The sequence below is a fragment of the Stenotrophomonas sp. SAU14A_NAIMI4_8 genome (assembly GCF_003086695.1).
Taxonomy (GTDB): Bacteria; Pseudomonadota; Gammaproteobacteria; order Xanthomonadales; family Xanthomonadaceae; genus Stenotrophomonas.
In genome coordinates this window covers 3868963-3894183 of the sequence record NZ_CP025999.1, presented here as the reverse complement: position 1 = coordinate 3894183, position 25221 = coordinate 3868963, and the positions used below count along the sequence as shown (strand labels likewise).

The following is a 25221-nucleotide window of genomic DNA, read 5'->3' as shown; positions in this document are numbered from 1 at the left end:
GCCCGGCGGGGGCCGGGCGTCGTTTGCATCCTTGCCGCGCGTCCGTGCGCAGGTCTGATTCGCTCAGAACATTCCTTCAAACGGGTTCCAGCTGGTGCTGCCCTTCACCTGTTCCAGGTAGTAGGCGTAGTTGGTGCTGGAGGCCACCAGGAAATTGGTGGCGATGAACAGGGCGCGGGCGACGATTTCCGGCAGTACGAAGGCCAGCGCCATCAGCACGATGTTGATGCCGATCACCACGATCGCCTTGCGCCACATGCCCAGGATGAACAGGTAGATGGCGCCGAAGAAGAAGGCGAAGAAGTTCAGGTTGATCTTCAGCCGGTCGCCGAAGGACAGGGCCTTCCAGGCCTGCTTGAAGCCCGGCTCCTTGGGGGCGCCGTGCTGCTGGTAGAAGGCAAAGCGGAACTGCCACTTCGGACTGAAGCGGGAGAGGTCTACGGCATTCATTGAGTAGGGACATCCCTGTAAGAAAACGTTTTCATGATAAATGGCAGCGCATTCAGGTGGTACAGGGTCGCGTCAAAAATGTGACGCCTTGCTCAGGAATTCGCCGCGTCGGGCGGTCGCACCGTCACCCACCCGCCTTGTTTTTAGGATAGGGTGCGCAGTTCCGCTGGCGCCCCGGCTTCATCCAGGCGTTGGCGGAATGTCCATGGAGGTTGCATGACCACAGCTGCTACACCGGAAAACGCACCGGGACCGGTGCTTCTGCCGACACCTGAAGTGGTGCAGGCACAACAACTGCTCGCCCGCCAGCAACTGGCGGTGGCGATGGAGCGCGCGCGCGCGGCGGCCAGTGGTGCCGCCCACACACCGGCACTGGCCGACGAGTGATACCCGCCGGGGCCGGGATCGCGTTGGCTGAGCAGCGCGACCGGCCCACCCCAGCGCCTGTTCATGAGAGTTGTTCTCATTTGTCACGATCCAGCCCGGCGCTCGCCTGCTGATCGCTGAATGGGGACATTTCCCGGCGCAAACCTTCGCACTGGGCTTACATTTACCCGCCTAGACTGGGCCGCATTTTTTCGATTCCGCCCCGTTGGAGATCGTGTGGGTTCCGGTAGTGACAGACATCGACTGCGCGGCGTGAAGCCCCCGCAGAGTGGACAAGTGCGGGCGCCGGGAAGGCGCGCCGGGAACCTTGGTGCATGCAGCCTGGCCGGGATGGCAGGGCGCGGCGCCTGGGCGGAATAGGCCTGCATGGAAGTTCAAACCCACATTCCGAGCACGGGCAACCCGGAGCTGGATGCCGGCTGGGCCCTGCTGCCTGCCGAATCGCCGCTGGTCATGCCCGAGCAGAGCCTGGGTGAGGGCGCGCTGAAGGTGCGCCGCCATCGCACTTCGCCGCGCCTGATCGGCCTGCGCCGCCTGTACATCCTGGGCGGCACCGCCGTGATGACCGCCGCCGCCACCCGCATGATGTGGCGGGTGCTGTCGGGCAATGGCATCAGCGTGCTGGAAGCCTGCCTGCTGGTGCTGTTCGTCGGCCTGTTCGCCTGGATCGCGCTGTCCTTTGCCAGTGCCGTGGCCGGCTTCCTGACCGCGGTGTTCGACCGCGGCTACCGCCTGGGCATCGACCCGGACAAGCCGCTGCCGGTGGTGCACAGCCGTACCGCGCTGCTGATGCCCACCTACAACGAAGATCCGCGCCGCCTGCTGGCCGGCCTGCGTGCCATCTATGAATCGGTGGCGGCCACCGGCCAGTTGCAGCGCTTCGATTTCTTCGTGCTCAGTGACACCCGCCGCGAGGACATCGCCCGCGCCGAAGAGCAGGTGTTCAACGAACTGCGCGAGCTCGTGCCTGACGGCCAGGTGCGTTTGTTCTACCGCCGCCGCAGCGACAACAGCGGCCGCAAGGCCGGCAACATCGCCGATTGGGTGCGCCGCTTCGGCGGTGCCTACCCGCAGATGCTGATCCTGGACGCCGACAGCCTGATGACCGGCGACAGCATCGTGCGCCTGGTGGCCGGCATGGAACACAACGCCGACGTCGGCCTGATCCAGACCCTGCCGTCGGTGATCGGCGGTCGTACGTTGTTCGCCCGCATGCAGCAGTTCGGCGGGCGCGTGTACGGCCCGGTCATCGCCCGCGGCGTGGCCTGGTGGCACGGTGCCGAGAGCAATTACTGGGGTCACAACGCAATCATCCGCACCCGCGCCTTCGCCGACCACGCCGGGTTGCCGGCGCTGCCGGGGCGCAAGCCCTTCGGCGGCCACGTGCTCAGCCACGATTTCGTGGAAGCGGCGCTGATGCGCCGCGGTGGCTGGGCCGCGCACATGGTGCCGTACCTGGGCGGCAGCTATGAGGAAGGCCCGCCCACCCTGACCGATCTGCTGGTGCGCGACCGCCGCTGGTGCCAGGGCAACCTGCAGCACGGCAAGGTGGTGGGAAGCCGTGGCCTGCACTGGATCAGCCGGGTACACATGCTGATCGGCATCGGCCATTACTTCACCGCGCCGATGTGGGGCATGTTGATGCTGATCGGCATCGCCATCCCGCTGTTCCAGGAAGGCATCGATTTCAATGCGGTGCTGCATCTGTCGCCCAGCGTCTACTGGCGTGCGCAGGATGAAGTGCAGGTGGTGCGGTTGTTCGGCGCCACCATGGCCGTGCTGCTGATGCCCAAGGTGCTGGGCTACCTGGCCATGCTGCTGGACCCGGTGGACCGTCGTGGCTGCGGCGGCGCGATCCGTGCGTTCGTGTCGATGTTGGTGGAAACCGTGCTGGCGGCGCTGATGGCGCCGGTGGTGATGTACGTGCAGTCGCGCGGGGTGGCCGAAGTGCTGTCCGGGCGCGATTCGGGCTGGGATGCGCAGCAGCGCGACGACGGCGGCATTTCCTGGTGGGCGCTGGTACGCGGCTACGGTGGGCTGGGCCTGTTCGGCGCGTTCATGGGCCTGCTGGCGTGGGCCGTGTCGCCGTCACTGGCGGCCTGGATGGCGCCGGTGGTGATCGGCATGGTGCTGGCCATTCCGGTGGTGGCGCTGACCTCCTCGCGTGCGCCCGGTGCCTTCCTGCACCGCCTGGGCCTGCTGGACATTCCCGAAGAGAACCTGCCGCCGCCGGTGCTGGTGCGCGCTGCGCAGCTGCGCCGCGAGGCCGCCGAGCAGCCGCCGCTGTACTGATCCCCGCGCGGCACCGGCATAATGCGGCTCGAACGTACAGGAGCCGCAACATGCTGCAAACGGTGGAACAGGAAACCGGCGCTTCGCCGCAGTGGTCGGTCATCTGGCTGCACGGCCTGGGCGCCGACGGCCATGACTTCGCACCCATCGTGCCGGAACTGGTACGCCCGCACTGGCCGGCGCTGCGCTTCGTGTTCCCGCATGCGCCGGTGCGGCCGATCACCATCAACAATGGTGTGCCGATGCGCGGTTGGTACGACATCGTCGGCATGGACTTCCGTTCGCGCGCCGACATGGCCGGCGTGCGTGAATCGATGGCGCAGCTGGACGCGCTGATCGCCCGCGAGATCGAGCGCGGCATCGCCGCCGACCACATCTTCCTGGCGGGCTTCTCGCAGGGGGGCGCGGTGATCCTGAGCGCCGCGCTGGCGCGCACCGCACCGCTGGCCGGCCTGATCGCGCTGTCCACCTACCTGCCCGACGCGCAGAGCGCCACCCGTGTGGAAGGCGCCGTGGACGTGCCGGTGTTCATGGCCCACGGCACCGGCGATCCGGTCATTCCGCTGCCGGTGGCCGAGCACAGCGCGCAGGTGCTGCGCGACCTGGGGCTGCAGCCGCAGTGGCACAGCTATCCGATGGCCCACCAGGTCTGCGCCGAGGAAATCGACGCGCTGGGCGATTGGCTGCAGCAACGGCTGGGCGTGGCCTGAGCCATGGCCGCTGCCAGCGCCGCCCCATGGATGCCGGAACTGTGCCGCCTGCCGCGGCTGGCCGCCATGCTGGGCCTGGCCGAGCTGGTCGTGGTGGTGCTGGCGCTGGCGCCCGATGGCAGCCGGCACTGGACGCTGGGCGAGCTGGCTTCGGCCAGCGGCTTCGCGCTGTGGCTGGCGCTGGCTGTCAGCATCAGCCTGTGCGCGCTGCGGCGGCCGTTGTCACGCCTGCCCGAATCGCTGGGTGCCGTCGCCGCCGTGGCCCTGGCGGCGCTGATCGCCGTGGCCTGTGCGGCCATCATCCATGCGTTGTATGCGGTCCTGGGTGACAACTTCACCCGCGGCATCAGCTTCCTGCGCTTCACCCTGGGCAGTGCCGCCACCACCGCGCTGATCACCGCGCTGGCGCTGCGCTATTTCTATGTGAGTGATCGCTGGGCCGCGCAGCTGCAGGCCAATGCACGCGCACAGGCCGATGCGCTGCAGGCGCGCATCCGCCCGCACTTCCTGTTCAACAGCATGAACCTGATCGCCAGCCTGCTGCACCGTGACCCGGCCGTGGCCGAGCGCGCGGTGCTGGATTTGTCCGATCTGTTCCGTGCGGCGCTGGGCGCGGGCGAGGGCGATGCCACCCTGCGCGAAGAATGTGAACTGGCCGAGCGCTACCTGTCCATTGAGTCGCTGCGACTGGGCGATCGCCTGCAGGTGCGCTGGCAACGCGACGAACCGCTGCCGTGGGAGCTGCCGATGCCACGCCTGGTGCTGCAGCCATTGGTGGAAAACGCGGTGCTGCATGGCATTTCACGGTTGCCGGAAGGTGGCACGATTGAACTGCACCTGGCCCGGCAGGGTGATGAACTGCAGATCACCGTGCGCAATCCCGCACCTGACCCGCAGGCGCCGGGGCTGGCCCTGGCACGTGGCGCCGGCCATGCCCAGCACAGCATTGGCCATCGCCTGGCCTGGCGCTTCGGCCGCGGTGCGCGGATGACGGCAGGCTGGAGCGAAGGCTACTATGCCTGCCAGGTGACAGTGCCGATCCAATGAAGGAGCGACCGTGAGGGTGGTCATCGCCGATGACGAACCGCTGGCCCGTGAACGCCTGCGCAGCCTGCTGGCCGCGCAGGAGGGCATCGAGGTAGTGGCCGAAGCCGGCAACGGTGAGCAGGCGCTGCACGCCTGTGCGGAACTGCAGCCGGACCTGGTGCTGCTGGACATCGCCATGCCGGGGCTGGACGGCCTGGAAGCGGCCCGCCACCTGGCCAGTTTCGAGCCGCGCCCGGCGGTGGTGTTCTGCACGGCCTACGATGCACACGCGCTGTCGGCGTTCGAAGCGGCGGCCATCGACTACCTGATGAAGCCGGTACGCGCCGAGCGGCTGGCCGCGGCGATCGCCCGCGCACGGACGTTCCTGGCCGGTCGTGATGGCCAGCCGCAGCACAACGGTGGCCAGGCCCGCAGCATGCTGTGCGCGCGCCTGCGCGGCAGCCTGCGCCTGATTCCGCTGGACGATATCCACTACCTGCAGGCCGAAGAGAAGTACGTGGTGGTGCACCACGCACGCGGCGAAGACCTGATCGAGGAATCGCTGAAGTCGCTGGAGGAGGAGTTTGCCAGCCGCTTCGTACGCATTCATCGCAACTGCCTGGTGGCGCGCCACGAGCTGGTGGAACTGCGGCGTGGCACGGGCGGGCAGGTGCAGGCGGTGCTTCGGCATGGCAAGCAGCCGCTGGAAGTCAGCCGCCGCTGCGTGGCCACGCTGAAGCAGGAAGTACGGCATCTGTAGGGGTGCCGCGCGGCCTGCGGCCGCGACCGCTTCGAGATCAACGTCAACAGCAACAGCGGGTTTGTCGGCTCGTGGTTGCTGCGTGTTGGGTGAGGCGGGATGGGCGGGCGGGACACGCCGTTAACCCATCCATGGGGGCTCGTAGGCGCCATCCATGGCGCCTGCGGTCCCGCCCGCCCATCCCGCCTCACCCCTCTCGTTTTCCCTGCGTCGGACAGCAAAAGCAGAGTTGTTATCGGGTGGGGAAAGAGGGGTCAGATCCCTTTTCCTGCGGAAAAGGGATCTGACCCCGGAGGTCACCGGCTGTTGCTGTTGCTCTGCTTTTTCTTTTGATCTTCCGTGGCGGCGGCGCACGGAAACTGTCAGGGGACGGGTGGGTGGGTTGCGCAGGGGCGCAGGCGCCATGGATGGCGCCTACGAGCTTACAAGGACGTACTTGCAGCGTCCCCTGCGCAGCCCACCCACCCGGCCCAGTGCAACGATCCATCCGGCCGCACCCGCCACGAGGAGCTCCGCCGTTGGCCGTATCCGCGCCGTAGGCGCGATAATGTGCTGATGGAAACCGTCCGCATCGCCACCCGCAAGAGCCCGCTCGCCCTCTGGCAGAGCGAACACGTCGCCGACCGCCTGCGCCAGGCCCACCCGGGCCTGCACGTGGAACTGGTACCGATGAGCACCCGCGGCGATGAGGTGCTGGACCGCTCGCTGGCCGCCATCGGCGGCAAGGGCCTGTTCCTGAAGGAACTGGAGCTGGCCATGCTGCGCGGTGAGGCCGATTGCGCGGTGCATTCGCTGAAGGATGTGCCGATGGAACTGGATGCGCCCTTCGCGCTGCCGGCCATGCTGACCCGGCACGACCCGGCCGATGGCTTCGTCTCCAACCTCTATGCCTCGCTGGATGCGCTGCCCATCGGTGCCCGCGTGGGCACGTCCTCGCTGCGCCGCCAGGCCCAGTTGCGCGCACTGCGCCCCGACCTGCAGCTGCTGGATCTGCGCGGCAACGTGAACACACGCCTGGCCAAGCTGGACAACGGCGGCTACGACGCCATCGTGCTGGCGGTGGCCGGGCTGGAGCGCCTGGGGCTGGGCAACCGCATCGTGGCGCGCCTGCAGCCGCCGCAGTGGCTGCCGGCGCCGGCGCAGGGCGCGGTGGCGGTGGAGTGCGATGGTGGCAATGCGCGCCTGATGGCTTTGTTTGCGGGCCTGGATGACGCGGGCACGCGTGCCTGCGTGGAAGCCGAGCGGGCGATGAACCGCGCGCTGCATGGTAGCTGCCATGTGCCGGTGGCGGCCATCGCCCAATGGCAGGGCGATGCTCTGCACCTGCAGGGCCTGGTGGGCAGTGCCAGCGATGGCCGCGCGGTGCGCGCCGAAGCGGTCGGGCCGGGCAGCGATCCGGATACGCTGGGCCAGCAGGTAGCGAAGATGCTGCTCGATGCCGGCGCCGGCGAACTGCTGAACGTCTGACCGAACCCGATTTCCGTAGAGTCGAGCTTGCTCGACTGCTCTGCAGGAAAGCAGTCGAGCAAGCTCGACTCTACGAAAGCAGACCTTATTTGAACTTGTAGACCACGTTCATCGTGGTCAGGGTATCGGTCTTGCGCTTGTCGTCGGCTACGTCGCTGTTGTAACGCGCCTGCCAGCCGGCCTTCAGTGCCAGGTGTTCGTTCATGCTCACCGACACGCCGAAGTCGTTCTGGCCGAAGGTGTTGTACGAGCCCGATTCCACCAGCAGGTTGTTGATCAGGTCGGTGTTGTCGGTCAGCGAATACTTCAGCTCGAACTGGCCCTGGCCGATCAGGCCGGTACGGGTGCGGTCGTCTTCGGTGCTGTGGGTACGGCTGACACCCGGGCCGATCAGCGCGTCGAAGTAGAAGCGGTCGGTGTTCCACAGGCGGGTACCGTAGCCCAAGCCGAACGAGCTGCGGCGGTCATAGGTGGCGAAGTCATCGCGCTCGAAACGCACCTTGGCCGACAGCTGGCGGTGTTCGCCCAGCTGCAATGCGCTGCCGGCGCTGCCGGTGTAACGGTTGGCCGTGGTGTTGGTGCGGCGCGTGGTGGTGCCGTCGTCGTTGGTTTCGGTCACCTTGGAACTGGAGCGCAGGCCGAACAGATCCATGGTGTGCACCCAGTCATCGTCGGTGTAGCGCAGGCGCAGGCTGCCGTTGAAGCTTTCGGTGCTGCTGTTGCCGCGTGCCGACGCGAAGCCCAGCTCGCCGCCGCTGCCACTCCATGGCGAGGTCATCGCCGCCAGCTCGGATGCGTCCTGCGCGTAGGCTAGCGGCGCGCACAGCAGCAGGGGGACCAGCAGGGACAAACGCAGGGACATCAAGGCTTCTCCGAAGCGGTTAACAACCGGTGATGATACTGGATGGTCGATGACAGGCCGACCCATCGCGGCCCATGCTTCAGCAGACGTTGCCGCCGCTCCCCCATTCAGGGCAGATCGACGCGCAGGGCAGGGTCGTTGAAGCGCGAATAGCGCAGCCGCAGCTGGTAGGGGCCGTCCTGGGCGGTGCCGCTGCGCATGATCTGCCGCGGCAGGCCCTGGTCGTCCACCCAGTAGTCCAGGTGTTCGCCGGGGCCGCTGCGCAGCCGGTAGTGGCGCGTGGCCACGCCGTCCAGCGATTGGCTGCCCAGGTCTTCCACCTGCAGGGCTGCCGGGTCGGCGTCGGCCGGCAGCGGGCTGCGCCATTGTTCCAGCGCGCCCGCCGGCAGCGGCACCTGGCGGATCGCGCCTTCGGCCTGCAGGAACAGCGTGTCGCCGATGATGATCTGCGCCCCGGCCGGGGTGTCCACCCGGAAGCGGTCCGGTGCCACGAAGTCCATCGCGCTGCGCACCGGGCGCGGGCCGCCGCGCACGTCCAGCTCGGCGTGGAAGCTGCGCAGGGCGGCAAAGCGCTGGCTGGCCGCCAGCACCGTCTGGGCCGCATCGGCAGCGGGCACCGGCGTGGTGGCCGTGGCCGGCGCGGGGGCGCGATCGCAGCTGGCCAGCAGCAGGCAGGCCAGCAGGGGCAGGGCGGGCAACCGGCGCATCGGGCATGTCCATGGGGCGGGGGGCGCCCACGATAGCCCAAAGCCCCCACACAACGCCCGCGACTCGGACATAATCGGGGGTATGGACCGATACGAACGCATCACCGCCCTGCATCGTCTGCTCAAGTCCGCTCGCTACCCGGTGACGGTGGCGACGCTGCAGGACAAGCTTGCCTGTTCCCGCGCCACCGTCTACCGCGACCTGGCCTTCCTGCGCGATGCGCTGATGGCGCCGATCGAGGGCGATGGCGAGGCCGGCTTCCGCTACCAGGCCGATGAAAGCGATCGTTTCGAGCTGCCGGGCCTGTGGCTCAGCTCGGAAGAACTGCATGCCCTGCTGGCCTCGCAGCACCTGCTGGCGCGCACCGGCGGTGGCGTGCTGTCGTCGGTGCTGGCGCCGCTGCAGCAGCGTATCGAGGGTCTGCTGGCGGCCCAGGCCGGCGTGTCCAGCTGGCCGGTGGACCGGGTGCGGGTCATTCCGCACCGCGGCCGCAAGTTCGACGAAGCCAGCTTCCGCACCGTGGCTTCGGCGGTGCTGGAGCGCAAGCAGCTGGCATTTGAATACCGCGCCCGCTCCACCGACGAGCCGACCCGGCGCACGGTGTCACCGCAGCGCCTGACCCACTACCGCGACAACTGGTACCTGGATGCCTGGGACCATGACCGCGAAGCCCTGCGCAGTTTCGCCGTCGATCGCGTGTACAAGGCGCGGGTGGTGGACGAAGGCGCCAGGGACGTGGCCGACACCGAACTGGACGAGCAGCTGGGCGCCAGCTACGGCATCTTCTCCGGCGCGCCCAAGGGCTGGGCGACCATCCTGTTCAGCGCCAAGGCGGCGCGCTGGGTGGCCGACGAGCACTGGCATTCCAAGCAGCAGGGGCGTTTCCTGCCCGATGGCCGCTATGAACTGAAAGTGCCCTACAGTGTCTCGCGCGAGCTGCTGATGGACGTGCTGCACTATGGCTCCGACGCCGAGATCGTCGAACCGGTGATGCTGCGCGAGCAGGCCAAGGCGCTGCTTGACCTGGCCCTGAGCAACTACGAAAAATCCTGACCCTCCCCCCGAGAGACCCCCTGCACCCATGAAGAAGACCCTGTTGCTGCCCCTGTTCGCCGCTGCGCTGGCCCTGACCGCCTGCGGCAAGTCCGGTGAGCCCTCGCAGAAACTGGTGGTGGCCGCCACGGCGGTGCCGCACGCGGAGATCCTGGAGGTGGTCAAGCCGATCCTGAAGCAGGAAGGCGTGGAACTTGACGTGCGCGTGTTCAATGACTACGTGCAGCCCAACGACCAGCTGGTGCAGAAGCAGGTGGACGCCAATTACTTCCAGACCGAACCGTACCTGGATGCCTACAACCGCGATCGCAAGACCGACCTGACCAAGGTGATCGGCGTGCACATCGAGCCTTTCGGTGCGTACTCGCGCAAGGTGAAGTCGCTGGCCGAGCTGCGCGAAGGTGCCGACGTGGTCATCCCCAACGATCCCAGCAACAACAGCCGCGCGCTGATCCTGCTGCACAAGGCCGGGGTGATCGAGCTGAAGGACCCGACCAACGCGCTTTCCACCCAGCGCGACATCGTGTCCAACCCGAAGAAGTTGAAGTTCCGCGAGCTGGATTCGGCCATGCTGCCGCGCGTGCTGGACCAGGTGGACCTGGCCCTGATCAACACCAACTACGCGCTGGATGCCGGCCTGAACCCGACCCAGGATGCACTGGCGATCGAGAGCAAGGATTCGCCGTACGTGAACTTCCTGGTGGCGCGCCCGGACAACAAGGACGATGCGCGCGTGCAGAAGCTGGCCAAGGCGCTGACCAGCCCGCAGGTGAAGACCTTCATCGAAACCAAGTACAAGGGCGCGGTGCTGCCGGCGTTCTGATGTTGGGGTAGCGCCGGGCCATGCCCGGCGCTACCCATCTCAATCAACGTGGAAGGCCAGCGTTGCGGCCACCGCCTGCTGCCAGCCGGCGTACAGTTTTTCCCGGCGGGCCGCTTCCATCTGCGGCTCGAAGCGCCGGTCCAGGCCCCATTGCGCGGCAATCTGCTCGCGGCTTTCCCAGAAGCCCACCGCCAGCCCAGCCAGATAGGCCGCGCCCAGCGCGGTGGTTTCGGTCAACCGCGGCCGCAGCAGCGGCACGCCCAGGATGTCGGCCTGGAACCCAGCCAGGAAATCATTGGCGATCGCGCCGCCATCGGCGCGCAGCTCGCTCAGCGCGATGCCGGCATCGGACTGCATGGCATCCAGCACGTCGCGGGTCTGGTAGGCCATGGCTTCCAGCGCGGCCCGTGCGAAGTGCGCCTTGCTGGTGCCACGCGACAGGCCGAACATTGCCCCGCGCACGTCACTGCGCCAGTAAGGCGCGCCCAGGCCCACGAAGGCCGGCACCAGGTACACGCCGCCGCTGTCGGGCACCTGCGCGGCCAGCGCCTGGCTCTGGCTGGCATGGTCGATCATGCGCAGGCCGTCGCGCAGCCACTGCACCACCGAACCGGCCACGAAGATCGAGCCCTCCAGGGCGTATTCCACCTTGCCGTGCAGGCCCCAGGCGATGGTGGTCAGCAGGCCGTTGCGTGAACGCACGGCCTGGTCACCGGTGTGCATCAACATGAAGCAGCCGGTGCCATAGGTGTTCTTCACCCGCCCGGGGCTGAAGCAGGCCTGGCCGAACAGCGCGGCCTGCTGGTCGCCGGCGATGCCGGCAATGGGAATGGGGTGGTCGAAGAAGAACTGGGGCCGCGTATGCGCGTACACCGCACTGGAATCGCGGACCTGCGGCAGCATGGCGCGCGGGATGTCCAGCAGTGCCAGCAGGTCGTCGTCCCAGTCCAGCGTGTGGATGTTGAACAGCAGCGTACGTGCGGCGTTGCTGTAGTCGGTCACGTGGGCCTGGCCGCCGCTCAGGTTCCACACCAGCCAGCTGTCGATGGTGCCGAACAGCAGTTCGCCGCGCTCGGCGCGCTGCTGCGCACCGGGCACATGGTCCAGGATCCAGCGCACCTTGGTGGCCGAGAAATAGGCATCGATCAGCAGCCCGGTACGCTCGCGCACCAGCGCCTCGTGGCCGTCCGCGCGCAGGCGCTCGCAGATGGCCTGGCTTTGCCGCGACTGCCAGACAATGGCGTTGTGGATCGGCTGGCCGGTGGCGCGGTCCCAGACCACGGTGGTCTCGCGCTGGTTGGTGATGCCCAGCGCGGCGATCTGGCGCGGATCGATCTGTTCGCGGCTGAGCAGTTCGGTCAGCGTGGCATAGACGCTGGTGAGGATCTCGCGCGGGTCATGTTCGACCCAGCCGGGCTGCGGAAAGATCTGCGCGAACTCGCGCTGTGCGCTGCCGACGATATCGCCGGCGTGATCGAACAGGATGGCGCGTGAACTGGTGGTGCCCTGGTCGATGGCCAGCACGTAGCGGGGCGTCATGGAGCGTCTCCGGTGGCGATGGGGAAATCCTACGGCATCGCGATGGAAGGGGCGGTGTGCGGGTGGGATGGCGCGGTGTGTGGGATTGCCGGAGAACCGTACGGACGGCGCGGTGTGGGATTGTCGCGGAGCCGTATGGACGGCGTGGCGTGGGATTGCCGGGGAACCGTATGGACGGCGTGCTGTGGGATTGCCGGGGAGCCGTAGAGTCGAGCTTGCTCGACTGCTTTTCGCGGCAGTCGAGCAAGCTCGACTCTACGAAGCGGGGCAGTCGAGCAAGCTCGACTCTACGAAGCGGGAAGTCGAGCAAGCTCGACTCTACGAATCGGGAAGTCGAGCAAGCTCGACGCTACCGGTCCTGCATCCAGGTCTGCAGGTGCGCTACCTGCGCTGCATCCAGGCGCAGGCCGAGCTTGCTCCGGCGCCACAGCACATCATCCGCAGTGCGTGCCCATTCGTGTTCGCGCAGGAACGCCACTTCGCGTGCATGCAGGCCGGCACCGAAGTCTTCGCCCAGCGCAGGCAGGTCACGCGCGTCCTCCAGTAGTTCGGCGCTGCGGCTGCCGTAGGCATGGGCCCAACGGTGCGCCAGACCGGCAGGCAACCATGGCGCGCGCTGCTGCAGCTGCGCGGTCGCATCTGCGGCGTCACCCCAGTCGCTGCCGGGCAGGGCGGGGCCGTGCGCGGTCCAGGCCGGACCCATCTGCGCCAGCGCGCCGCGCAGCAGCTCCAGCGCCTGTTCGGCCAGCACGCGGTAGGTGGTCAGCTTGCCGCCCAGCACGTGCAGCGCGGGCGCCCCGTCGTCCTGCAGCTGCAGCCGGTAATCGCGGCTCAGGCGTGCTGCGCGCGGGTCCGGATCAGCCAGCAGGGGGCGCACGCCGGCGAACTGCCAGACCACCTGCGATGGCGTGACCGGATCGCGCAGATAGCGGCTGGCTGCGGCGCACAGGTAGTCGATCTCTTCAGGCAGCACCGTGCAGCGTGCCGGGTCGCCGCGATAGTCGGTATCGGTGGTGCCGACCAGCAGATGGTCGCTGGCAAAGGGCAGCAGGAACACCACGCGGCCATCGGGCTGCTGCAGCAGGCAGGCGCTGTGCGCGGGCCAGGGCCGGCGCAGCACGATGTGGCTGCCCTGCACCAGACGCAGGGCAGGGGCGCCACTGTCCGCGTGCATCTGCTGCAGCAGACTGCCCGCCCACGGGCCGGCGGCGTTCACCACCGCCCGGGCGTGCACGGCGAAGGGAGGTTCGGCGGCGGTCTGCAGCTGCGCCTGCCAGTGCGTGCCATGCCGCTGCACCTGCAGGCAGCGGGTGCCGGTCAGGATGCGTGCGCCGCGGCCAGCGGCATCGAGCGCGTTGAGCAGCACCAGGCGCGCATCATCCACCTGTGCGTCGGCGTAGCTGAAACCGTGGTGCAGATGCGGTAGCAGCAGGGCGCCGATCGGGTCGGCCTGCAGGTCCACTGCGGTGGCGGCGGGAAAGGACGGGCTGCGTTGGCCCAGGTGGTCGTACAGCCACAGGCCCAGCCGCAGCATCCAGCGCGGCCGCAGGTGCGGTTCCCACGGCAGCACGAAGCGCAGTGGCTGCACCAGGAAGGGCGCCTGCCGGCGGACGATCTCGCGTTCGCTCAAGGCTTTGCGCACCAGCGCGAATTCGCCCTGTTCCAGGTAGCGCAGGCCACCGTGGATCAACTTGCTGCTGGCGCTGGAGGTGTGCGCGGCCAGATCGTGCTGTTCGCACAGCAGCACGCGCAGGCCACGGCCGCTGGCATCACGGGCGATGCCGGCACCGTTGATGCCGCCGCCGATCACCAGCAGGTCTACCTCGTGCATGGGCGTTCCCGTGTGGCCAGGTAGAGTCGAGCTTGCTCGACTGCCTCCCGCGTAGAGTCGAGCTTGCTCGACTGCTGGAGAAACAGTCGAGCAAGCTCGACTCTACAGAAAACGGCAGTCGAGCAAGCTCGACTCTACAGAAAACGGCAGTCGAGCAAGCTCGACTCTACAGAAAACGGCAGTCGAGCAAGCTCGACTCTACAGAATGCGGGCGACGGAAACGACGACGGGCCCCGCAGGGCCCGTCGCGTTATTGCAGTGAAGCGGGTACGTGCTTAGAAGCGGGCACCGATACCGAAGCCCACGGTCCACGGGTCGATCTTGGCTTCACCCACCTTCACGCCATCGATCTTCACGTCCGGGCGCGAGCGCATGTAGCGCGCGTCGGCACGAGCGAACCAGGTGGAATTGATGTTCATGTCCACGCCGACGGTGCCGATCACGCCCTTGGCATCCTTCAGGCGGATGTCCGAGGTGCTGCCATCGGACAGCGATTCATTGCTGAAGGCCGACTGGAAGTAGCCCACGCCCACGAACGGACGGAACACGTTGTCGGCCTGGCCGAAGTGGTACTGGCCGCTCAGTGCGACCGGCTGCTGCTCGACGCTGCCCAGGCGGGCATTGCCCGGACCCTTCACGCGGTGGTCGAACTTGTCGGCGGCGCCCCACAGTTCAACGGCCCAGTTGTCGTTGACGTAGTAGCTGAAGCTGACGGTCGGCGCCGGGCCACCATCGACCTTCTTCACGCCTTCGATCGGATCGTTCTTCGGCTGCAGCAGCGTCACCCCGCCAACCACGGCAAAATGCTTGCCCGAGGCGGTGTCGGTGCTGCTGCTGTCCTGGGCGAAAGCGGCCGGCGCAAAGGCGGCGGAAGTCAGCAGGGCGAGGCTCAGAATACGGATGGAGCGCATGGGGGAATCTCCTGATGTTTCTTGTTTTTGGGCCCCCGGTTGCGGGGCGAGCACACCGTAGTCGCCCCAACATGAATCGAATCCGACGCGCGTTAAAAAATGGTTGTCCTTGTTCAGCGAACAGCGCGAAAGCGCTGTTTCAAAGGGGTTTTTGATGCGGCGTGATGTTCATGCTGTTGTAGATGATGTGAGTGTCGAACACCTGTGCATCGGCTTTCCTGCGCAGGTGAACGACGACTGTCGCGTGTTGTTGCTGGGGTCGATGCCGGGCGTGGCATCGCTGCAGGAACGGCAGTACTACGCGCACCCGCGCAATCGTTTCTGGCCGCTGCTGGGCGCGCTGTGCGGTTTCGATGCGGACCTGCCCTACGCGCAGCGCCTGCACGCGCTGGCCGCTGCGCGGGTGGGGCTGTGGGATGTGATCGGCCAATGCCAGCGGCGCGGCAGCCTGGATGCGGACATCGTGCGTGGCAGCGAAGTGCCCAATGCGCTGCCTGCGTTGATCGCCGGCCTGCCTTCGCTGGTGCTGATCGGCTGCAATGGTGCCGCCGCGGCGCAGGCCTTCCGGCGCTGGGTGCTGCCGCAGCTGGTGGCGCCGCCGCCGGTGCTGGCCTTGCCCTCCACCAGCCCGGCCAATGCCGCCTGGTCCTTGCCCCGCCTGCGCCAGGCCTGGCAGCCGGTGGCCGACGCACTGGCGACATGAAGCGGACATCGACGGGACAATACGCTACCCACTGGAAGCCCGCGCAGGCCCGTGGCAACAGCGTGTCCCGGTGGCGTGCGTACTGAAAACACCTGTAACGGTTGGCGCTGGCCCCCGCTGGCCGCACAATAGACGTTTCCCTACACCAGATTGCCGGAGTTATCCCCATGGCCGAAATCAAGGAAGCACTTGTCCCCGATATCGGTGACTACAGCGATATCCCGGTAATCGAGGTGCTTGTCGCCGTCGGCGATACGGTCAAGAAGGACCAGGGCCTGGTCACGCTGGAAAGCGACAAGGCCACGATGGAAGTCCCGTCCTCGGTCGCCGGTGTGGTCAAGGAAATCAAGGTCAAGGTCGGCGACAACCTGTCCGAGGGCAAGGTCGTGGCGCTGATCGAAGTGGCCGAAGGCGAAGCCGCCAAGCCCGCCGCTGCCGCCCCGGCCCCGGCCCCGGCCCCGGCCAAAGCCGCTGCCCCGGCCGCCGCCACCCAGAGCGCGCCGGCCCCGGCCGCTGCTGCCCCGGCCGCCCCGGCCGCCAGTGGCGGTGCGGTGGAAGCCCTGGTGCCGGACATCGGCGATTACACCGACATCCCGGTCATTGAAGTGCTGGTCGCCGTGGGCGACACGGTGAAGAAGGACCAGGGTTTGGTCACGCTGGAAAGCGACAAGGCCACCATGGAAGTGCCGTCCTCGGTGGCGGGCGTGGTCAAGGAACTGAAGGTCAAGGTCGGCGACACCCTGTCGCAGGGTGCCGTGGTCGCCATCATCGAAGCCGAAGGTGCCGCCGCTCCGGCCGCTGCTGCCCCGGCCCCGGTGGCTGCCGCGCCGGCCGCTGCCCCGGCTCCGGCCCAGGTCAGCGCCCCGGCGCCGGCCCAGGCCGCCACCCCGTCCGCAGGCGCGCCGTCCAGCCCGCCGGTGCAGTTCAACGCCGATGGCGTGCTGCCGGCCAAGGTGCCCTATGCCACCCCGGCCGTGCGCGTGTTCGCCCGCGAACTGGGCGTGGACCTGCTGCAGATCAGCGGCACCGAGAAGGGCGGCCGCATCACCAAGGGTGACGTGCAGAAGTTCGTCAAGGCCGCGCTCAGCGGTGGCGTGCCGGCTGCCGGCGGTGCCGCCGTGCCCGCCGGTGGTGGCCTGAACCTGCTGCCGTGGCCGAAGGTCGACTTCAGCAAGTTCGGCGAAACCGAAGTGCAGCCGCTGTCGCGCATCAAGAAGATCTCCGGCGCGAACCTGGCCCGCAACTGGGCCATGATTCCGCACGTCACCCAGTTCGAACAGGCCGACATCACCGACCTGGAAGGCCTGCGCGTGGCGCTGAACAAGGAGAACGAGAAGGCCGGCATCAAGCTGACCATGCTCGCCTTCCTGATCAAGGCCAGCGCCGCGGCACTGAAGAAGTTCCCGGAATTCAACGCCTCGCTCGATGCCAGCGGTGAAAACCTGACCCTGAAGAAGTACTTCCACATCGGCTTTGCCGCCGATACGCCGAACGGCCTGGTCGTGCCGGTCATCCGCGACGTGGACAAGAAGGGCGTGGTGCAGATCGCGCAGGAAACCGGCGAACTGGCCAAGAAGGCGCGCGACGGCAAGCTGGGCCCGGCCGACATGAGCGGCGGCTGCTTCTCGATCAGTTCGCTGGGCGGCATCGGTGGCACCGCGTTCACCCCGATCGTCAATGCACCGGAAGTGGCCATCCTGGGCGTGTCCAAGTCCTCCATCCAGCCGGTCTGGAATGGCAAGGAATTCGCGCCGAAGCTGATGCTGCCGTTGTCGCTGAGCTACGACCACCGCGTCATCGATGGCGCCCTGGCCGCACGCTTCACCACGTACCTGTCGCAGGTACTGGCCGACATGCGCCGCGTGCTGCTGTAAGGCCGCGCTTCGCCCCCACCGTGCGGCCGCTGCCCCTGGCGCGGCCGCGTGAACAGATGCAGTGACAGCCCGCCGGCCCGCCCGGCCGGGCACGAGGAAAACCACCATGGCCACGATTGAAGTCAAGGTTCCCGACATCGGCGATTACAGCGATGTGCCGGTGATCGAAGTGTTGGTCGCCGTCGGCGACACGGTGAAGAAGGACCAGGGCCTGGTGACCCTGGAATCGGACAAGGCCACCCTGGAAGTGCCGTCGTCGGCCGCCGGTGTGGTCAAGGAAATCAAGGTCAAGCTGGGCGACACGCTGTCCGAAGGCGCCGTGGTCGTGCTGCTGGACGCTGAAGGCGCCGCCGAAGCCCCGGCCAAGGCCGCCGCGCCGGCCCCGGCTGCGGCCGCCCCGGCCAGCAAGCCGCCGGTGACCCCGTCGCACCGCGCTCCGGCCGAGCCGGCGGCGCCGAAGCCGGCGCTGTCCAGCGGCAAGCCGGCCGACATCGAATGCGAAATGGTCGTGCTGGGCTCGGGCCCGGGCGGCTACACCGCCGCCTTCCGCGCCGCCGACGTCGGCCTGGACACGGTGCTGGTGGAGCGTTACGCCAGCCTCGGCGGCGTCTGCCTCAACGTGGGCTGCATTCCGTCCAAGGCGCTGCTGCACGCTGCGGCGGTCATCGACGAAGTGGCCCATGCCGGCGATTTCGGCGTCGAGTTCGGCAAGCCGACCATCACCCTGGACAAGCTGCGCCAGTACAAGGAAAAGGTGGTCAACCAGCTGACCAAGGGCCTGGCCGGCATGGCCAAGCAGCGCAAGGTCCGCAGCGTGCAGGGCGTGGGCAAGTTCGTTTCCGCCAACGAGCTGGAAATCACTGCCGCTGACGGCAGCACCCAGCTGCTGCGCTTCCAGAAGTGCATCATCGCCGCCGGTTCGCAGGCGGTGAAGCTGCCGAACTTCCCGTGGGACGACAAGCGCGTGATGGATTCCACCGACGCGCTGGAGCTGGCCGAAGTGCCGGGCTCGCTGCTGGTCGTCGGCGGCGGCATCATCGGCCTGGAAATGGCCACCGTGTATGGCGCGTTGGGCAGCAAGGTCACCGTGGTCGAGTTCATGGACCAGCTGATGCCGGGCGCCGACAAGGACCTGGTCAAGCCGCTGGCCGACCGCCTGAAGAAGCAGGGCATTGAAGTGCACCTGAAGACCAAGGCGTCCGGCGTCACCGCCGATGCCAAGGGCATCACCGTCACCTTCGAAGCGGCCGAGGAAGGCCAGGCGCCGGCATTGGCGCAGGGCACCTTCGATCGCGTGCTGGTGGCCGTGGGCCGCTCGCCGAACGGCAAGAAGATCGATGCTGAAAAGGCCGGCGTGCAGGTCACCGATCGCGGTTTCATTCCGGTCGATCGGCAGATGCGCACCAACGTGCCGCACATCTTTGCCATCGGCGATATCGTCGGCAACCCGATGCTGGCCCACAAGGCCACGCACGAAGGCAAGCTGGCCGCCGAAGTGGCTGCCGGCCACAAGAAGGAATGGGTCGCCCGCGTGATTCCGTCGGTGGCCTACACCAACCCGGAAATCGCCTGGGTGGGCGTGACCGAAACCGAAGCCAAGGCCAAGGGCCTGAAGGTCGGCGTGGCCAAGTTCCCGTGGGCCGCCAGCGGCCGCGCGATCGGCATCGGCCGTACCGAAGGCTTCACCAAGCTGATCTTCGACGAAGAGACCCACCGCATCATCGGTGGTGCCATCGTTGGCGTGCATGCCGGTGACCTGCTGGCCGAAATCGGCCTGGCCATCGAAATGGGTGCCGAAGCCGAAGACATCGGCCACACCATCCACGCGCACCCGACGCTGAGTGAATCGGTGGCGATGGCCTCGGAAATCTACGACGGCACCATCACCGATCTGTACATGCCGAAGAAGAAGTAACGCGCTCGCGCGCTGTAAACAAAAGCCCGGCGAAAGCCGGGTTTTTTGTTGCCTGAATCATGCGTGGGGCTTCGTTTGCCGCTGCGGCGAGGGTCGGGGCCGCGCCGCGGGTGGCAGGCATTCCGGCAAATGTCCCCCGGCCGCCGCCTGGCGGCGCCAGCCTCCTCCTTGAATTTGCCCGAATGCCTGCCACCCGCGACGCGGCTCGGCTTTCGGCGGACAGAAAGCCGCGCCCTCCACAGCCCGCGCCCGACACACCATCAGCCACGCGTTCTGCACGGGAACACAAAAAACGCGGCGCCTGGTTGCCCGGGCGCCGCGTTGGAGTGAGAGAGAGAGCGGTAACGCTTAGAAGCTGACGCTGATACCGGCCACCGGGCCCTTGAATTCCTGCTTCAGGCCGATGGTGCCGTCGCTGCCCTTCTGGTCCACGTCCAGCTTGAACCAGTCGTAGCCGGCGAACACGCCGAAGTTGTCGGTGAAGCGGTAATCAACGATGGCATTGGCGCGGCTCAGGTCGCCCTTGTAGTCATCGAAGCTGCCCCAGCGGGTGTTCAGGTACTGGCCCTGCAGGGTGATCATCCACTTTTCAGAGGGGGTGAAGCTCAGCCGCGCACCGACCACCGGCGCCACGCCGTCAGCCTTCTCATCCAGGAACTGGCCTTCGTACACGGTGCCCAGATCGGCATAGCCCTTGGTGCTCACCTTGGCGTACTCGGCACCCAGCTGCAGGCCCAGGTCGAACTTTTCGGTGTCCACCACCGAGTAGTCGTACACCAGGCTGGCCACCTGGTACTTCAGTTCGGCCTTGACGAAGCTGTCGGCCGGCACGTTGACGTCACCGAACGTGATGTCTTGGCCCAGCGTCTCGCGGCGGTCCTTGTCGTATTTGAAGTAGTTGAACAGCAGGCGCTGGCGGTCGCTGATGCGGAACATGCCGTCGATGCGCGGTTCCCATTCCTTGCCGCCCAGCTTGAAGTCCTCGGAGAAGCCGATGTCCTGGCCGGCCACGTTGGTCTGGCCACGCAGCGTGTTGTCCGAATCGATGTTCATCGCACCCAGGCGCAGGGCGAAGCGGTCATCGCCTTCCGCAGCATGGGCGGACGAAGCGAAGGAGGCGCCGGCGGCGAGCAGCGAGAGGGCGAGCAGGGTGGGTACGGAGCGCATCAGAAAGTCCTTGCGGTGGTTCATTCGGGATGAAGGCCACTGTGCCGGACGCGCGCGTCCACCCTACGTGAACGTATGGTCCACGTTGCGTGGACGGTTCAGCGCGGTCATGACGTTGCAAAGAAGATGGCCCCGGAGCGCGCTTCGGGGCCATCCTGGGACCTGCAGGGCGGAGCATCGACGAGGAAGTGCAGCAGGCAGGTCGAAAGGTCAGACTGCAGGCGCGCGGGAAAGTTCCCGGCCGTGCGACCAAAGTTCAATACGCTGCGCTGCAGCATGCGGCGGACGCCATTGTCCCCCTGCTGGGCCGTAAAAAACCTGCCGTTCCCGCAACTTGCGGCTTCCGGGATGAACAGGCAGCGGTTGTCTCGCAAATTGTCCCATTGCTATAATTTGGCGGCTCGATGAGGCACCCCCTGTTTTAGCGGCCTCAGCCATTCACTTGTAACCACGTGGGACGTCCTGTGCTGAACTCCGTTGAAGCGGGTCGGCGACTGATGCTGCGCGCCGCGGTCTACCCGCTGGCTGCAGTCGCTGTGCTGGCTCTGGCCTTCCTCCTGGTAGGGCCGAAGTACGCCCTTGGCGCCCTGGCGTCCGGGGTGGCGATCTCGGCCGGTGGCTGGGTCGCGGCACGGATGGCGCTCAGTGGTGGGGCGGTGGCAGCGGGTTCGGCGATGGCGCGGCTGATTGTCGCGATTGTCGCCAAGTGGGTCGTGGTTTTCGGCGTCCTGCTGGTGGGGTTCCTGGTCTTCAAGCTGCCTGCATTGGCGCTGCTGGCCGGTATCGCCGTCGGTTTGATGTTCCAGGTCCTGGCCATGGCCAGGCGTTGACAAAAATTCAATTAACGAAGGTTCCGGACACATGGCGGGCGAGGCTCTAACCCCTACCAGCTACATCCAGCATCACCTGCAGAACCTGACCGCCCCGGTCGGTAACGGCGAAGGGATGTTCTGGCACATCCACGTCGATACGTTCCTCACCGCGGTCCTGATGGGCCTGGTGATCGTGGTCGCGTTCTGGCTGGGCACCCGCAAGGCCACCGCCGGCGTGCCGGGCAAGTGGCAGGCCTTCGTGGAAATCTGCCTGGAGTTCGTCGACCGCCAGGCCAAGGACACCTACCACGGCAAGAGCAAGCTGGTCACGCCGATCGCCATCACCATCTTCTTCTGGATTCTGCTGATGAATCTGCTGAAGATGATCCCGGCCGATTTCATCGCCAAGCCGCTGGAAATGGCCGGTATCCACTACTGGAAGCCGGTGCCGACCGCTGACGTCAACGCCACCCTGGGCATGGCCTTCAGCGTGTTCTTCCTGATGCTGTTCTTCGCCCTGCGTGCGAAGGGCCTGGGCGGTTTCATCAAGGAATTCCTGACGGCGCCGTTCGGCAAGTGGATGATGCCGTTCAACCTGATCCTCAACATCGTCGAGTGGCTGAGCAAGCCGATCTCGCTGGCGATGCGACTGTTCGGCAACATGTTCGGCGGCGAAATCGTGTTCCTGCTGATCTGGGTGCTGGGTGGTGCCGGTTTCTTCGGTGCCATTGCCGGTGGTGCGTTCGGCCTTGGCTGGATGCTGTTCCACCTGCTGGTGATCCCGCTGCAGGCCTTCATCTTCATGATGCTGTCGATCGTGTACCTGAGCCTGTCGGAAGACGCTCACTAAAGTTCCAAGCTTCAACGCGTTTCAACCTTCATCCGTTTCATCACCCTTAGCAACTTAGTTCCTGGAGATAACCATGTACTTCGCCGTCCTGACCAACTTCGCGCAGATTCAGAGCTCCACCGCCCTTGCCGTCGGCATCATGATCGGCCTGGCCGCGCTGGGCGCCGGTCTGGGTCTGGCCATCATGGCTGGTAAGTTCCTGGAGTCGGCCGCCCGCCAGCCGGAACTGATCCCGGTCCTGCAGGTCCGCATGTTCATCACCGCCGGCCTGATCGACGCCGCGTTCATCATCTCGGTCGCCGTCGGCCTGCTGCTGGCCTTCGCCAACCCGCTGTCGGCCGCCTTCGCTGGCGCCGTCACCAAGGCTCTGGCCGGCTGATACAGCGGTTTGAGACGACCGGGTGCTGATGCACCCGGTTTCGGATGAAGGTCCGGGTGCGCCGCTCCGGCGGCGCATCCACCCCGAAACCAGCGATCGAGCTAACCATGAATATCAATTTCACCCTTCTTGCGCAGGCGCTCGCCTTCGCTGGTCTGATCTGGATCATCGCGACCAAGATCTGGCCGCCGCTGATGAACGCGATCGAAGAGCGCCAGCAGAAGATTGCTGAAGGCCTCGCCGCTGCCGACCGCAGCCAGAAAGATCTGGCCCAGGCGCAGGAAAAGGTCAACGAAGCACTGAAGGACGCACGCACCAAGGCCAACGAGATCATCGACCAGGCCCACGCGCGCGCCAACCAGATCGTCGACGCTGCCCGTACCGAAGCGATCACCGAAGCCACCCGTCAGAAGGAACTGGCCCAGGCTGAAATCGACGCCGCCGCCAACCGTGCCCGTGAAGATCTGCGCAAGCAGGTGTCCGCGCTGGCCGTGACCGGTGCCGAAAAGCTGCTCAAGCGCGAAATCGACGCCAACGCCCACAAGGCGCTGCTCGACGAGCTGGCCTCGGAGATCTAAGGATGAGCCAGGCCCTCACGCTTGCCCGCCCGTACGCCCGCGCCGCCTTCGCGACCGCGCGCGACGAAGGCACGTTCGCGCCGTGGTCGGACGCCCTCGCGTTTTCCGCCCACGTCGCCGCCGACCCGCGCGTGGCGGCCCTGCTCGCCAACCCGGAGCTGGGTCGTGACGACGCCGTCGCCCTGCTGGCGCCGGTGAACCACGGCGAAAGCTACTCGCGTTTCCTGGCCATCCTGGCCGAATCGCATCGTCTGCCGCTGCTGCCGGAAATCGCCGGCATGTACGACGCCCTGCGCGCCGAAGCCGAACACGTGGTCAAGGCCACCGTGACCTCGGCCGCCGAACTGTCGGCCGGCGAGCTTGACGCGATCAAGGTCGCGCTGCGCAAGCGCTTCAACCGCGAGGTCGATGTGACCACCGCGGTGGATGCCTCGCTGATCGGCGGCGCCGTGATCGATGCCGGCGACGTGGTCATCGATGGTTCGCTGAAGGGCAAGCTGGCCCGTCTGCAGACCGCGCTCGCTAACTGAATTCATTTAACGTCCGGCCCCGCTGCCGGCACTAGGACTTGACGATGGCAACCACGCTCAACCCCTCCGAAATCAGCGAACTGATCAAGAACCGCATCGAGAAGGTCAAGCTGGCCGCGGAATCGCGCAACGAAGGCACCGTGACCAGCGTGTCCGACGGCATCGTGCGCATCTTCGGTCTGGCCGACGTGATGCAGGGCGAAATGATCGAACTGCCGAACAACACCTTCGCCCTGGCCCTGAACCTGGAGCGCGACTCGGTCGGCGCCGTGGTCCTGGGTGACTACGAGCACCTGCGCGAAGGCGACGTCGCCAAGACCACCGGTCGCATCCTGGAAGTGCCGGTCGGTCCGGAACTGCTGGGCCGCGTGGTGAACGCCCTGGGCGAACCGATCGACGGCAAGGGCCCGCTGGGCACCGACGTCACCGCCCCGGTGGAGCGCGTTGCTCCGGGCGTGATCTGGCGCAAGTCGGTCGACCAGCCGGTGCAGACCGGTTACAAGTCGGTCGACTCGATGATCCCGATCGGCCGTGGCCAGCGCGAGCTGATCATCGGCGACCGCCAGACCGGCAAGACGGCCATGGCCATCGATGCGGTGATCAACCAGAAGGGCACCGGCATCAAGTGCGTATACGTTGCGATCGGCCAGAAGGCTTCGACCATCGCCAACATCGTGCGCAAGCTGGAAGAGAACGGCGCGCTGGCCCACACCATCGTGGTGGCCGCCACCGCTTCCGAATCGGCTGCCATGCAGTACATCAGCGCCTACTCGGGCTGCACCATGGGTGAGTACTTCATGGACCGCGGCGAAGATGCGCTGATCGTGTACGACGATCTGTCCAAGCAGGCCGTGGCCTACCGCCAGATCTCGCTGCTGCTGAAGCGCCCGCCGGGCCGTGAAGCCTACCCGGGTGACGTGTTCTACCTGCACTCGCGCCTGCTGGAACGCGCTGCCCGCGTGTCCGAGGAATACGTCGAGAAGTTCACCGAAGGCAAGGTCACCGGCAAGACCGGTTCGCTGACCGCGCTGCCGATCATCGAAACCCAGGCCGGCGACGTGTCCGCCTTCGTTCCGACCAACGTGATCTCGATCACCGACGGCCAGATCTTCCTGGAAACCGACCTGTTCAACGCCGGCATCCGCCCGGCCGTGAACGCCGGTATCTCGGTGTCGCGCGTCGGTGGCTCGGCCCAGACCAAGATCATCAAGAAGCTGTCGGGCGGCATCCGTATCTCGCTGGCCCAGTACCGTGAACTGGCTGCGTTCGCGCAGTTCGCCTCGGACCTGGACGAAGCGACCCGCAAGCAGCTGGAGCGCGGTCAGCGCGTGACCGAGCTGATGAAGCAGAAGCAGTACGCGCCGATGTCCATCGCCAACCAGGCGCTGTCGATCTACGCCGTCAATGAGGGCTACCTGGACGACGTGCCGGTCAACAAGCTGCTGGCGTTCGAAGAAGGCCTGCACGCCCACTTCGCCAACACCCAGGGCGAACTGGTCAGCAAGGTCAACGCCACCGGCGGCTGGGACAACGACATCGAAGGTGCCTTCAAGAAGGGCATCGCCGAGTTCAAGACCACCGGCAGCTGGTAATC

At 66.7% G+C, this 25221-nt stretch carries 24 protein-coding genes; 17 read left to right on the top strand and 7 right to left on the bottom strand.

Features of this window, described 5'->3' with window-relative positions; all coding sequences use genetic code 11:
• Positions 1-63: 63 nt before the first annotated feature.
• A complete protein-coding gene (locus tag C1930_RS17550) occupies positions 64-450 on the bottom strand; it encodes a DUF2628 domain-containing protein (RefSeq protein WP_108750349.1) in 387 nt (128 codons plus the stop codon).
• Positions 451-666: 216 nt separating this feature from the next.
• On the opposite strand from C1930_RS17550, the gene C1930_RS20465 reads away from it, so the two are divergent.
• The 6 genes from C1930_RS20465 (at position 667) to hemC (ending at position 7092) form a co-directional block, all read left to right on the top strand.
• Positions 667-837: a hypothetical protein gene (locus tag C1930_RS20465; RefSeq protein ID WP_199912374.1), complete on the top strand. Its 171-nt coding sequence runs from the start codon at positions 667-669 to the stop codon at positions 835-837.
• A gap of 366 nt (positions 838-1203) precedes the next feature.
• On the top strand, positions 1204-3129 hold the full coding sequence (gene mdoH / locus C1930_RS17540; protein ID WP_108757241.1) for a glucans biosynthesis glucosyltransferase MdoH: 1926 nt from the start codon (positions 1204-1206) through the stop codon (positions 3127-3129).
• 50 nt (positions 3130-3179) lie between these two features.
• Entirely contained in the window at positions 3180-3839 is a 660-nt protein-coding gene (locus C1930_RS17535) for an alpha/beta hydrolase (protein ID WP_108750351.1), read from the top strand.
• Between the two features lie 3 nt (positions 3840-3842).
• Complete coding sequence (locus C1930_RS17530) at positions 3843-4886, top strand: sensor histidine kinase (RefSeq protein WP_199911975.1); 1044 nt, start codon at positions 3843-3845, stop codon at positions 4884-4886.
• Between the two features lie 10 nt (positions 4887-4896).
• On the top strand, positions 4897-5625 hold the full coding sequence (locus C1930_RS17525; protein ID WP_108750352.1) for a LytTR family DNA-binding domain-containing protein: 729 nt from the start codon (positions 4897-4899) through the stop codon (positions 5623-5625).
• 555 nt (positions 5626-6180) lie between these two features.
• On the top strand, positions 6181-7092 hold the full coding sequence (gene hemC, locus C1930_RS17520) for a hydroxymethylbilane synthase (protein WP_108757240.1): 912 nt from the start codon (positions 6181-6183) through the stop codon (positions 7090-7092).
• Between the two features lie 85 nt (positions 7093-7177).
• Here the strand turns inward: hemC and C1930_RS17515 are convergent, their stop codons facing one another.
• Together C1930_RS17515 and C1930_RS17510 are read right to left on the bottom strand one after the other, a co-directional pair.
• Positions 7178-7954 (bottom strand): DUF481 domain-containing protein, encoded by a 777-nt coding sequence (locus C1930_RS17515; protein ID WP_108757239.1) that lies wholly within the window; start codon positions 7952-7954, stop codon positions 7178-7180.
• A 107-nt stretch (positions 7955-8061) separates the two neighbouring features.
• Positions 8062-8661 (bottom strand): hypothetical protein, encoded by a 600-nt coding sequence (locus C1930_RS17510; protein ID WP_108772287.1) that lies wholly within the window; start codon positions 8659-8661, stop codon positions 8062-8064.
• 82 nt (positions 8662-8743) lie between these two features.
• Here C1930_RS17510 and C1930_RS17505 point away from each other — a divergent pair, with 82 nt between their 5' ends.
• Together C1930_RS17505 and C1930_RS17500 are read left to right on the top strand one after the other, a co-directional pair.
• Positions 8744-9715: a YafY family protein gene (locus tag C1930_RS17505; RefSeq protein ID WP_108750356.1), complete on the top strand. Its 972-nt coding sequence runs from the start codon at positions 8744-8746 to the stop codon at positions 9713-9715.
• Positions 9716-9743: 28 nt separating this feature from the next.
• Positions 9744-10538 carry a MetQ/NlpA family ABC transporter substrate-binding protein gene (locus C1930_RS17500; protein WP_108750357.1) on the top strand — a complete coding sequence of 265 codons (795 nt, stop codon included), beginning with the start codon at positions 9744-9746 and terminating at the stop codon, positions 10536-10538.
• 39 nt (positions 10539-10577) lie between these two features.
• On the opposite strand, the gene glpK is transcribed toward C1930_RS17500, so the two are convergent.
• The 3 genes from glpK to C1930_RS17485 all read right to left on the bottom strand — a co-directional run bounded on the left by glpK (position 10578) and on the right by C1930_RS17485 (position 14819).
• Positions 10578-12077, bottom strand: coding sequence for a glycerol kinase GlpK (gene glpK, locus C1930_RS17495; protein WP_108754246.1), 1500 nt, complete (start codon positions 12075-12077; stop codon positions 10578-10580).
• Between the two features lie 349 nt (positions 12078-12426).
• On the bottom strand, positions 12427-13908 hold the full coding sequence (gene glpD / locus C1930_RS17490; RefSeq protein WP_108772286.1) for a glycerol-3-phosphate dehydrogenase: 1482 nt from the start codon (positions 13906-13908) through the stop codon (positions 12427-12429).
• Between the two features lie 275 nt (positions 13909-14183).
• Complete coding sequence (locus tag C1930_RS17485; RefSeq protein WP_108754244.1) at positions 14184-14819, bottom strand: OmpW family outer membrane protein; 636 nt, start codon at positions 14817-14819, stop codon at positions 14184-14186.
• A 154-nt stretch (positions 14820-14973) separates the two neighbouring features.
• Between C1930_RS17485 and C1930_RS17480 the strand changes: the two genes are divergently transcribed.
• From C1930_RS17480 to lpdA, 3 genes are all read left to right on the top strand, one after another.
• Positions 14974-15522: a DNA-deoxyinosine glycosylase gene (locus C1930_RS17480; protein WP_199912373.1), complete on the top strand. Its 549-nt coding sequence runs from the start codon at positions 14974-14976 to the stop codon at positions 15520-15522.
• 167 nt (positions 15523-15689) lie between these two features.
• Positions 15690-17396 carry a dihydrolipoyllysine-residue acetyltransferase gene (aceF, locus tag C1930_RS17475; RefSeq protein ID WP_108772284.1) on the top strand — a complete coding sequence of 569 codons (1707 nt, stop codon included), beginning with the start codon at positions 15690-15692 and terminating at the stop codon, positions 17394-17396.
• A 106-nt stretch (positions 17397-17502) separates the two neighbouring features.
• On the top strand, positions 17503-19311 hold the full coding sequence (lpdA, locus tag C1930_RS17470; RefSeq protein WP_108757234.1) for a dihydrolipoyl dehydrogenase: 1809 nt from the start codon (positions 17503-17505) through the stop codon (positions 19309-19311).
• Between the two features lie 348 nt (positions 19312-19659).
• On the opposite strand, the gene C1930_RS17465 is transcribed toward lpdA, so the two are convergent.
• Positions 19660-20478 carry a hypothetical protein gene (locus C1930_RS17465; RefSeq protein WP_108757799.1) on the bottom strand — a complete coding sequence of 273 codons (819 nt, stop codon included), beginning with the start codon at positions 20476-20478 and terminating at the stop codon, positions 19660-19662.
• A gap of 497 nt (positions 20479-20975) precedes the next feature.
• Between C1930_RS17465 and C1930_RS17460 the strand changes: the two genes are divergently transcribed.
• From C1930_RS17460 to atpA, 6 genes are all read left to right on the top strand, one after another.
• Positions 20976-21308, top strand: a complete 333-nt coding sequence (locus C1930_RS17460; RefSeq protein ID WP_057496518.1) for a hypothetical protein — start codon at positions 20976-20978, stop codon at positions 21306-21308.
• 31 nt (positions 21309-21339) lie between these two features.
• The gene (gene atpB / locus C1930_RS17455; RefSeq protein ID WP_108750365.1) at positions 21340-22140 is read left to right on the top strand and encodes a F0F1 ATP synthase subunit A; all 801 of its coding nucleotides are present in this window, start codon (positions 21340-21342) and stop codon (positions 22138-22140) included.
• Positions 22141-22213: 73 nt separating this feature from the next.
• Positions 22214-22519, top strand: a complete 306-nt coding sequence (gene atpE / locus C1930_RS17450) for a F0F1 ATP synthase subunit C (protein WP_005411133.1) — start codon at positions 22214-22216, stop codon at positions 22517-22519.
• 107 nt (positions 22520-22626) lie between these two features.
• Entirely contained in the window at positions 22627-23097 is a 471-nt protein-coding gene (locus tag C1930_RS17445; RefSeq protein WP_108750366.1) for a F0F1 ATP synthase subunit B, read from the top strand.
• 2 nt (positions 23098-23099) lie between these two features.
• Positions 23100-23627 carry a F0F1 ATP synthase subunit delta gene (locus C1930_RS17440; protein ID WP_108750367.1) on the top strand — a complete coding sequence of 176 codons (528 nt, stop codon included), beginning with the start codon at positions 23100-23102 and terminating at the stop codon, positions 23625-23627.
• Positions 23628-23671: 44 nt separating this feature from the next.
• Positions 23672-25219, top strand: coding sequence for a F0F1 ATP synthase subunit alpha (atpA, locus tag C1930_RS17435; protein WP_108750368.1), 1548 nt, complete (start codon positions 23672-23674; stop codon positions 25217-25219).
• The last annotated feature ends 2 nt before the right edge of the window (positions 25220-25221 follow it).

Bases quoted from the DNA above. Each gene is read 5' to 3' on its own strand.
- atpE (WP_005411133.1), top strand. From the start codon at position 22,214: ATGTACTTCGCCGTCCTGACCAACTTCGCGCAGATTCAGAGCTCCACC.
- C1930_RS17440 (WP_108750367.1), top strand. From the start codon at position 23,100: ATGAGCCAGGCCCTCACGCTTGCCCGCCCGTACGCCCGCGCCGCCTTC.
- C1930_RS17505 (WP_108750356.1), top strand. From the start codon at position 8,744: ATGGACCGATACGAACGCATCACCGCCCTGCATCGTCTGCTCAAGTCC.
- atpA (WP_108750368.1), top strand. From the start codon at position 23,672: ATGGCAACCACGCTCAACCCCTCCGAAATCAGCGAACTGATCAAGAAC.
- C1930_RS20465 (WP_199912374.1), top strand. From the start codon at position 667: ATGACCACAGCTGCTACACCGGAAAACGCACCGGGACCGGTGCTTCTG.
- C1930_RS17530 (WP_199911975.1), top strand. From the start codon at position 3,843: ATGGCCGCTGCCAGCGCCGCCCCATGGATGCCGGAACTGTGCCGCCTG.
- C1930_RS17515 (WP_108757239.1), bottom strand. From the start codon at position 7,954: ATGTCCCTGCGTTTGTCCCTGCTGGTCCCCCTGCTGCTGTGCGCGCCG.
- hemC (WP_108757240.1), top strand. From the start codon at position 6,181: ATGGAAACCGTCCGCATCGCCACCCGCAAGAGCCCGCTCGCCCTCTGG.
- mdoH (WP_108757241.1), top strand. From the start codon at position 1,204: ATGGAAGTTCAAACCCACATTCCGAGCACGGGCAACCCGGAGCTGGAT.
- C1930_RS17460 (WP_057496518.1), top strand. From the start codon at position 20,976: ATGCTGCGCGCCGCGGTCTACCCGCTGGCTGCAGTCGCTGTGCTGGCT.
- C1930_RS17500 (WP_108750357.1), top strand. From the start codon at position 9,744: ATGAAGAAGACCCTGTTGCTGCCCCTGTTCGCCGCTGCGCTGGCCCTG.
- C1930_RS17485 (WP_108754244.1), bottom strand. From the start codon at position 14,819: ATGCGCTCCATCCGTATTCTGAGCCTCGCCCTGCTGACTTCCGCCGCC.
- atpB (WP_108750365.1), top strand. From the start codon at position 21,340: ATGGCGGGCGAGGCTCTAACCCCTACCAGCTACATCCAGCATCACCTG.
- C1930_RS17465 (WP_108757799.1), bottom strand. From the start codon at position 20,478: ATGCGCTCCGTACCCACCCTGCTCGCCCTCTCGCTGCTCGCCGCCGGC.
- glpK (WP_108754246.1), bottom strand. From the start codon at position 12,077: ATGACGCCCCGCTACGTGCTGGCCATCGACCAGGGCACCACCAGTTCA.
- C1930_RS17550 (WP_108750349.1), bottom strand. From the start codon at position 450: ATGAATGCCGTAGACCTCTCCCGCTTCAGTCCGAAGTGGCAGTTCCGC.
- C1930_RS17480 (WP_199912373.1), top strand. From the start codon at position 14,974: ATGCGGCGTGATGTTCATGCTGTTGTAGATGATGTGAGTGTCGAACAC.
- aceF (WP_108772284.1), top strand. From the start codon at position 15,690: ATGGCCGAAATCAAGGAAGCACTTGTCCCCGATATCGGTGACTACAGC.
- lpdA (WP_108757234.1), top strand. From the start codon at position 17,503: ATGGCCACGATTGAAGTCAAGGTTCCCGACATCGGCGATTACAGCGAT.
- C1930_RS17535 (WP_108750351.1), top strand. From the start codon at position 3,180: ATGCTGCAAACGGTGGAACAGGAAACCGGCGCTTCGCCGCAGTGGTCG.
- C1930_RS17510 (WP_108772287.1), bottom strand. From the start codon at position 8,661: ATGCGCCGGTTGCCCGCCCTGCCCCTGCTGGCCTGCCTGCTGCTGGCC.
- glpD (WP_108772286.1), bottom strand. From the start codon at position 13,908: ATGCACGAGGTAGACCTGCTGGTGATCGGCGGCGGCATCAACGGTGCC.
- C1930_RS17445 (WP_108750366.1), top strand. From the start codon at position 22,627: ATGAATATCAATTTCACCCTTCTTGCGCAGGCGCTCGCCTTCGCTGGT.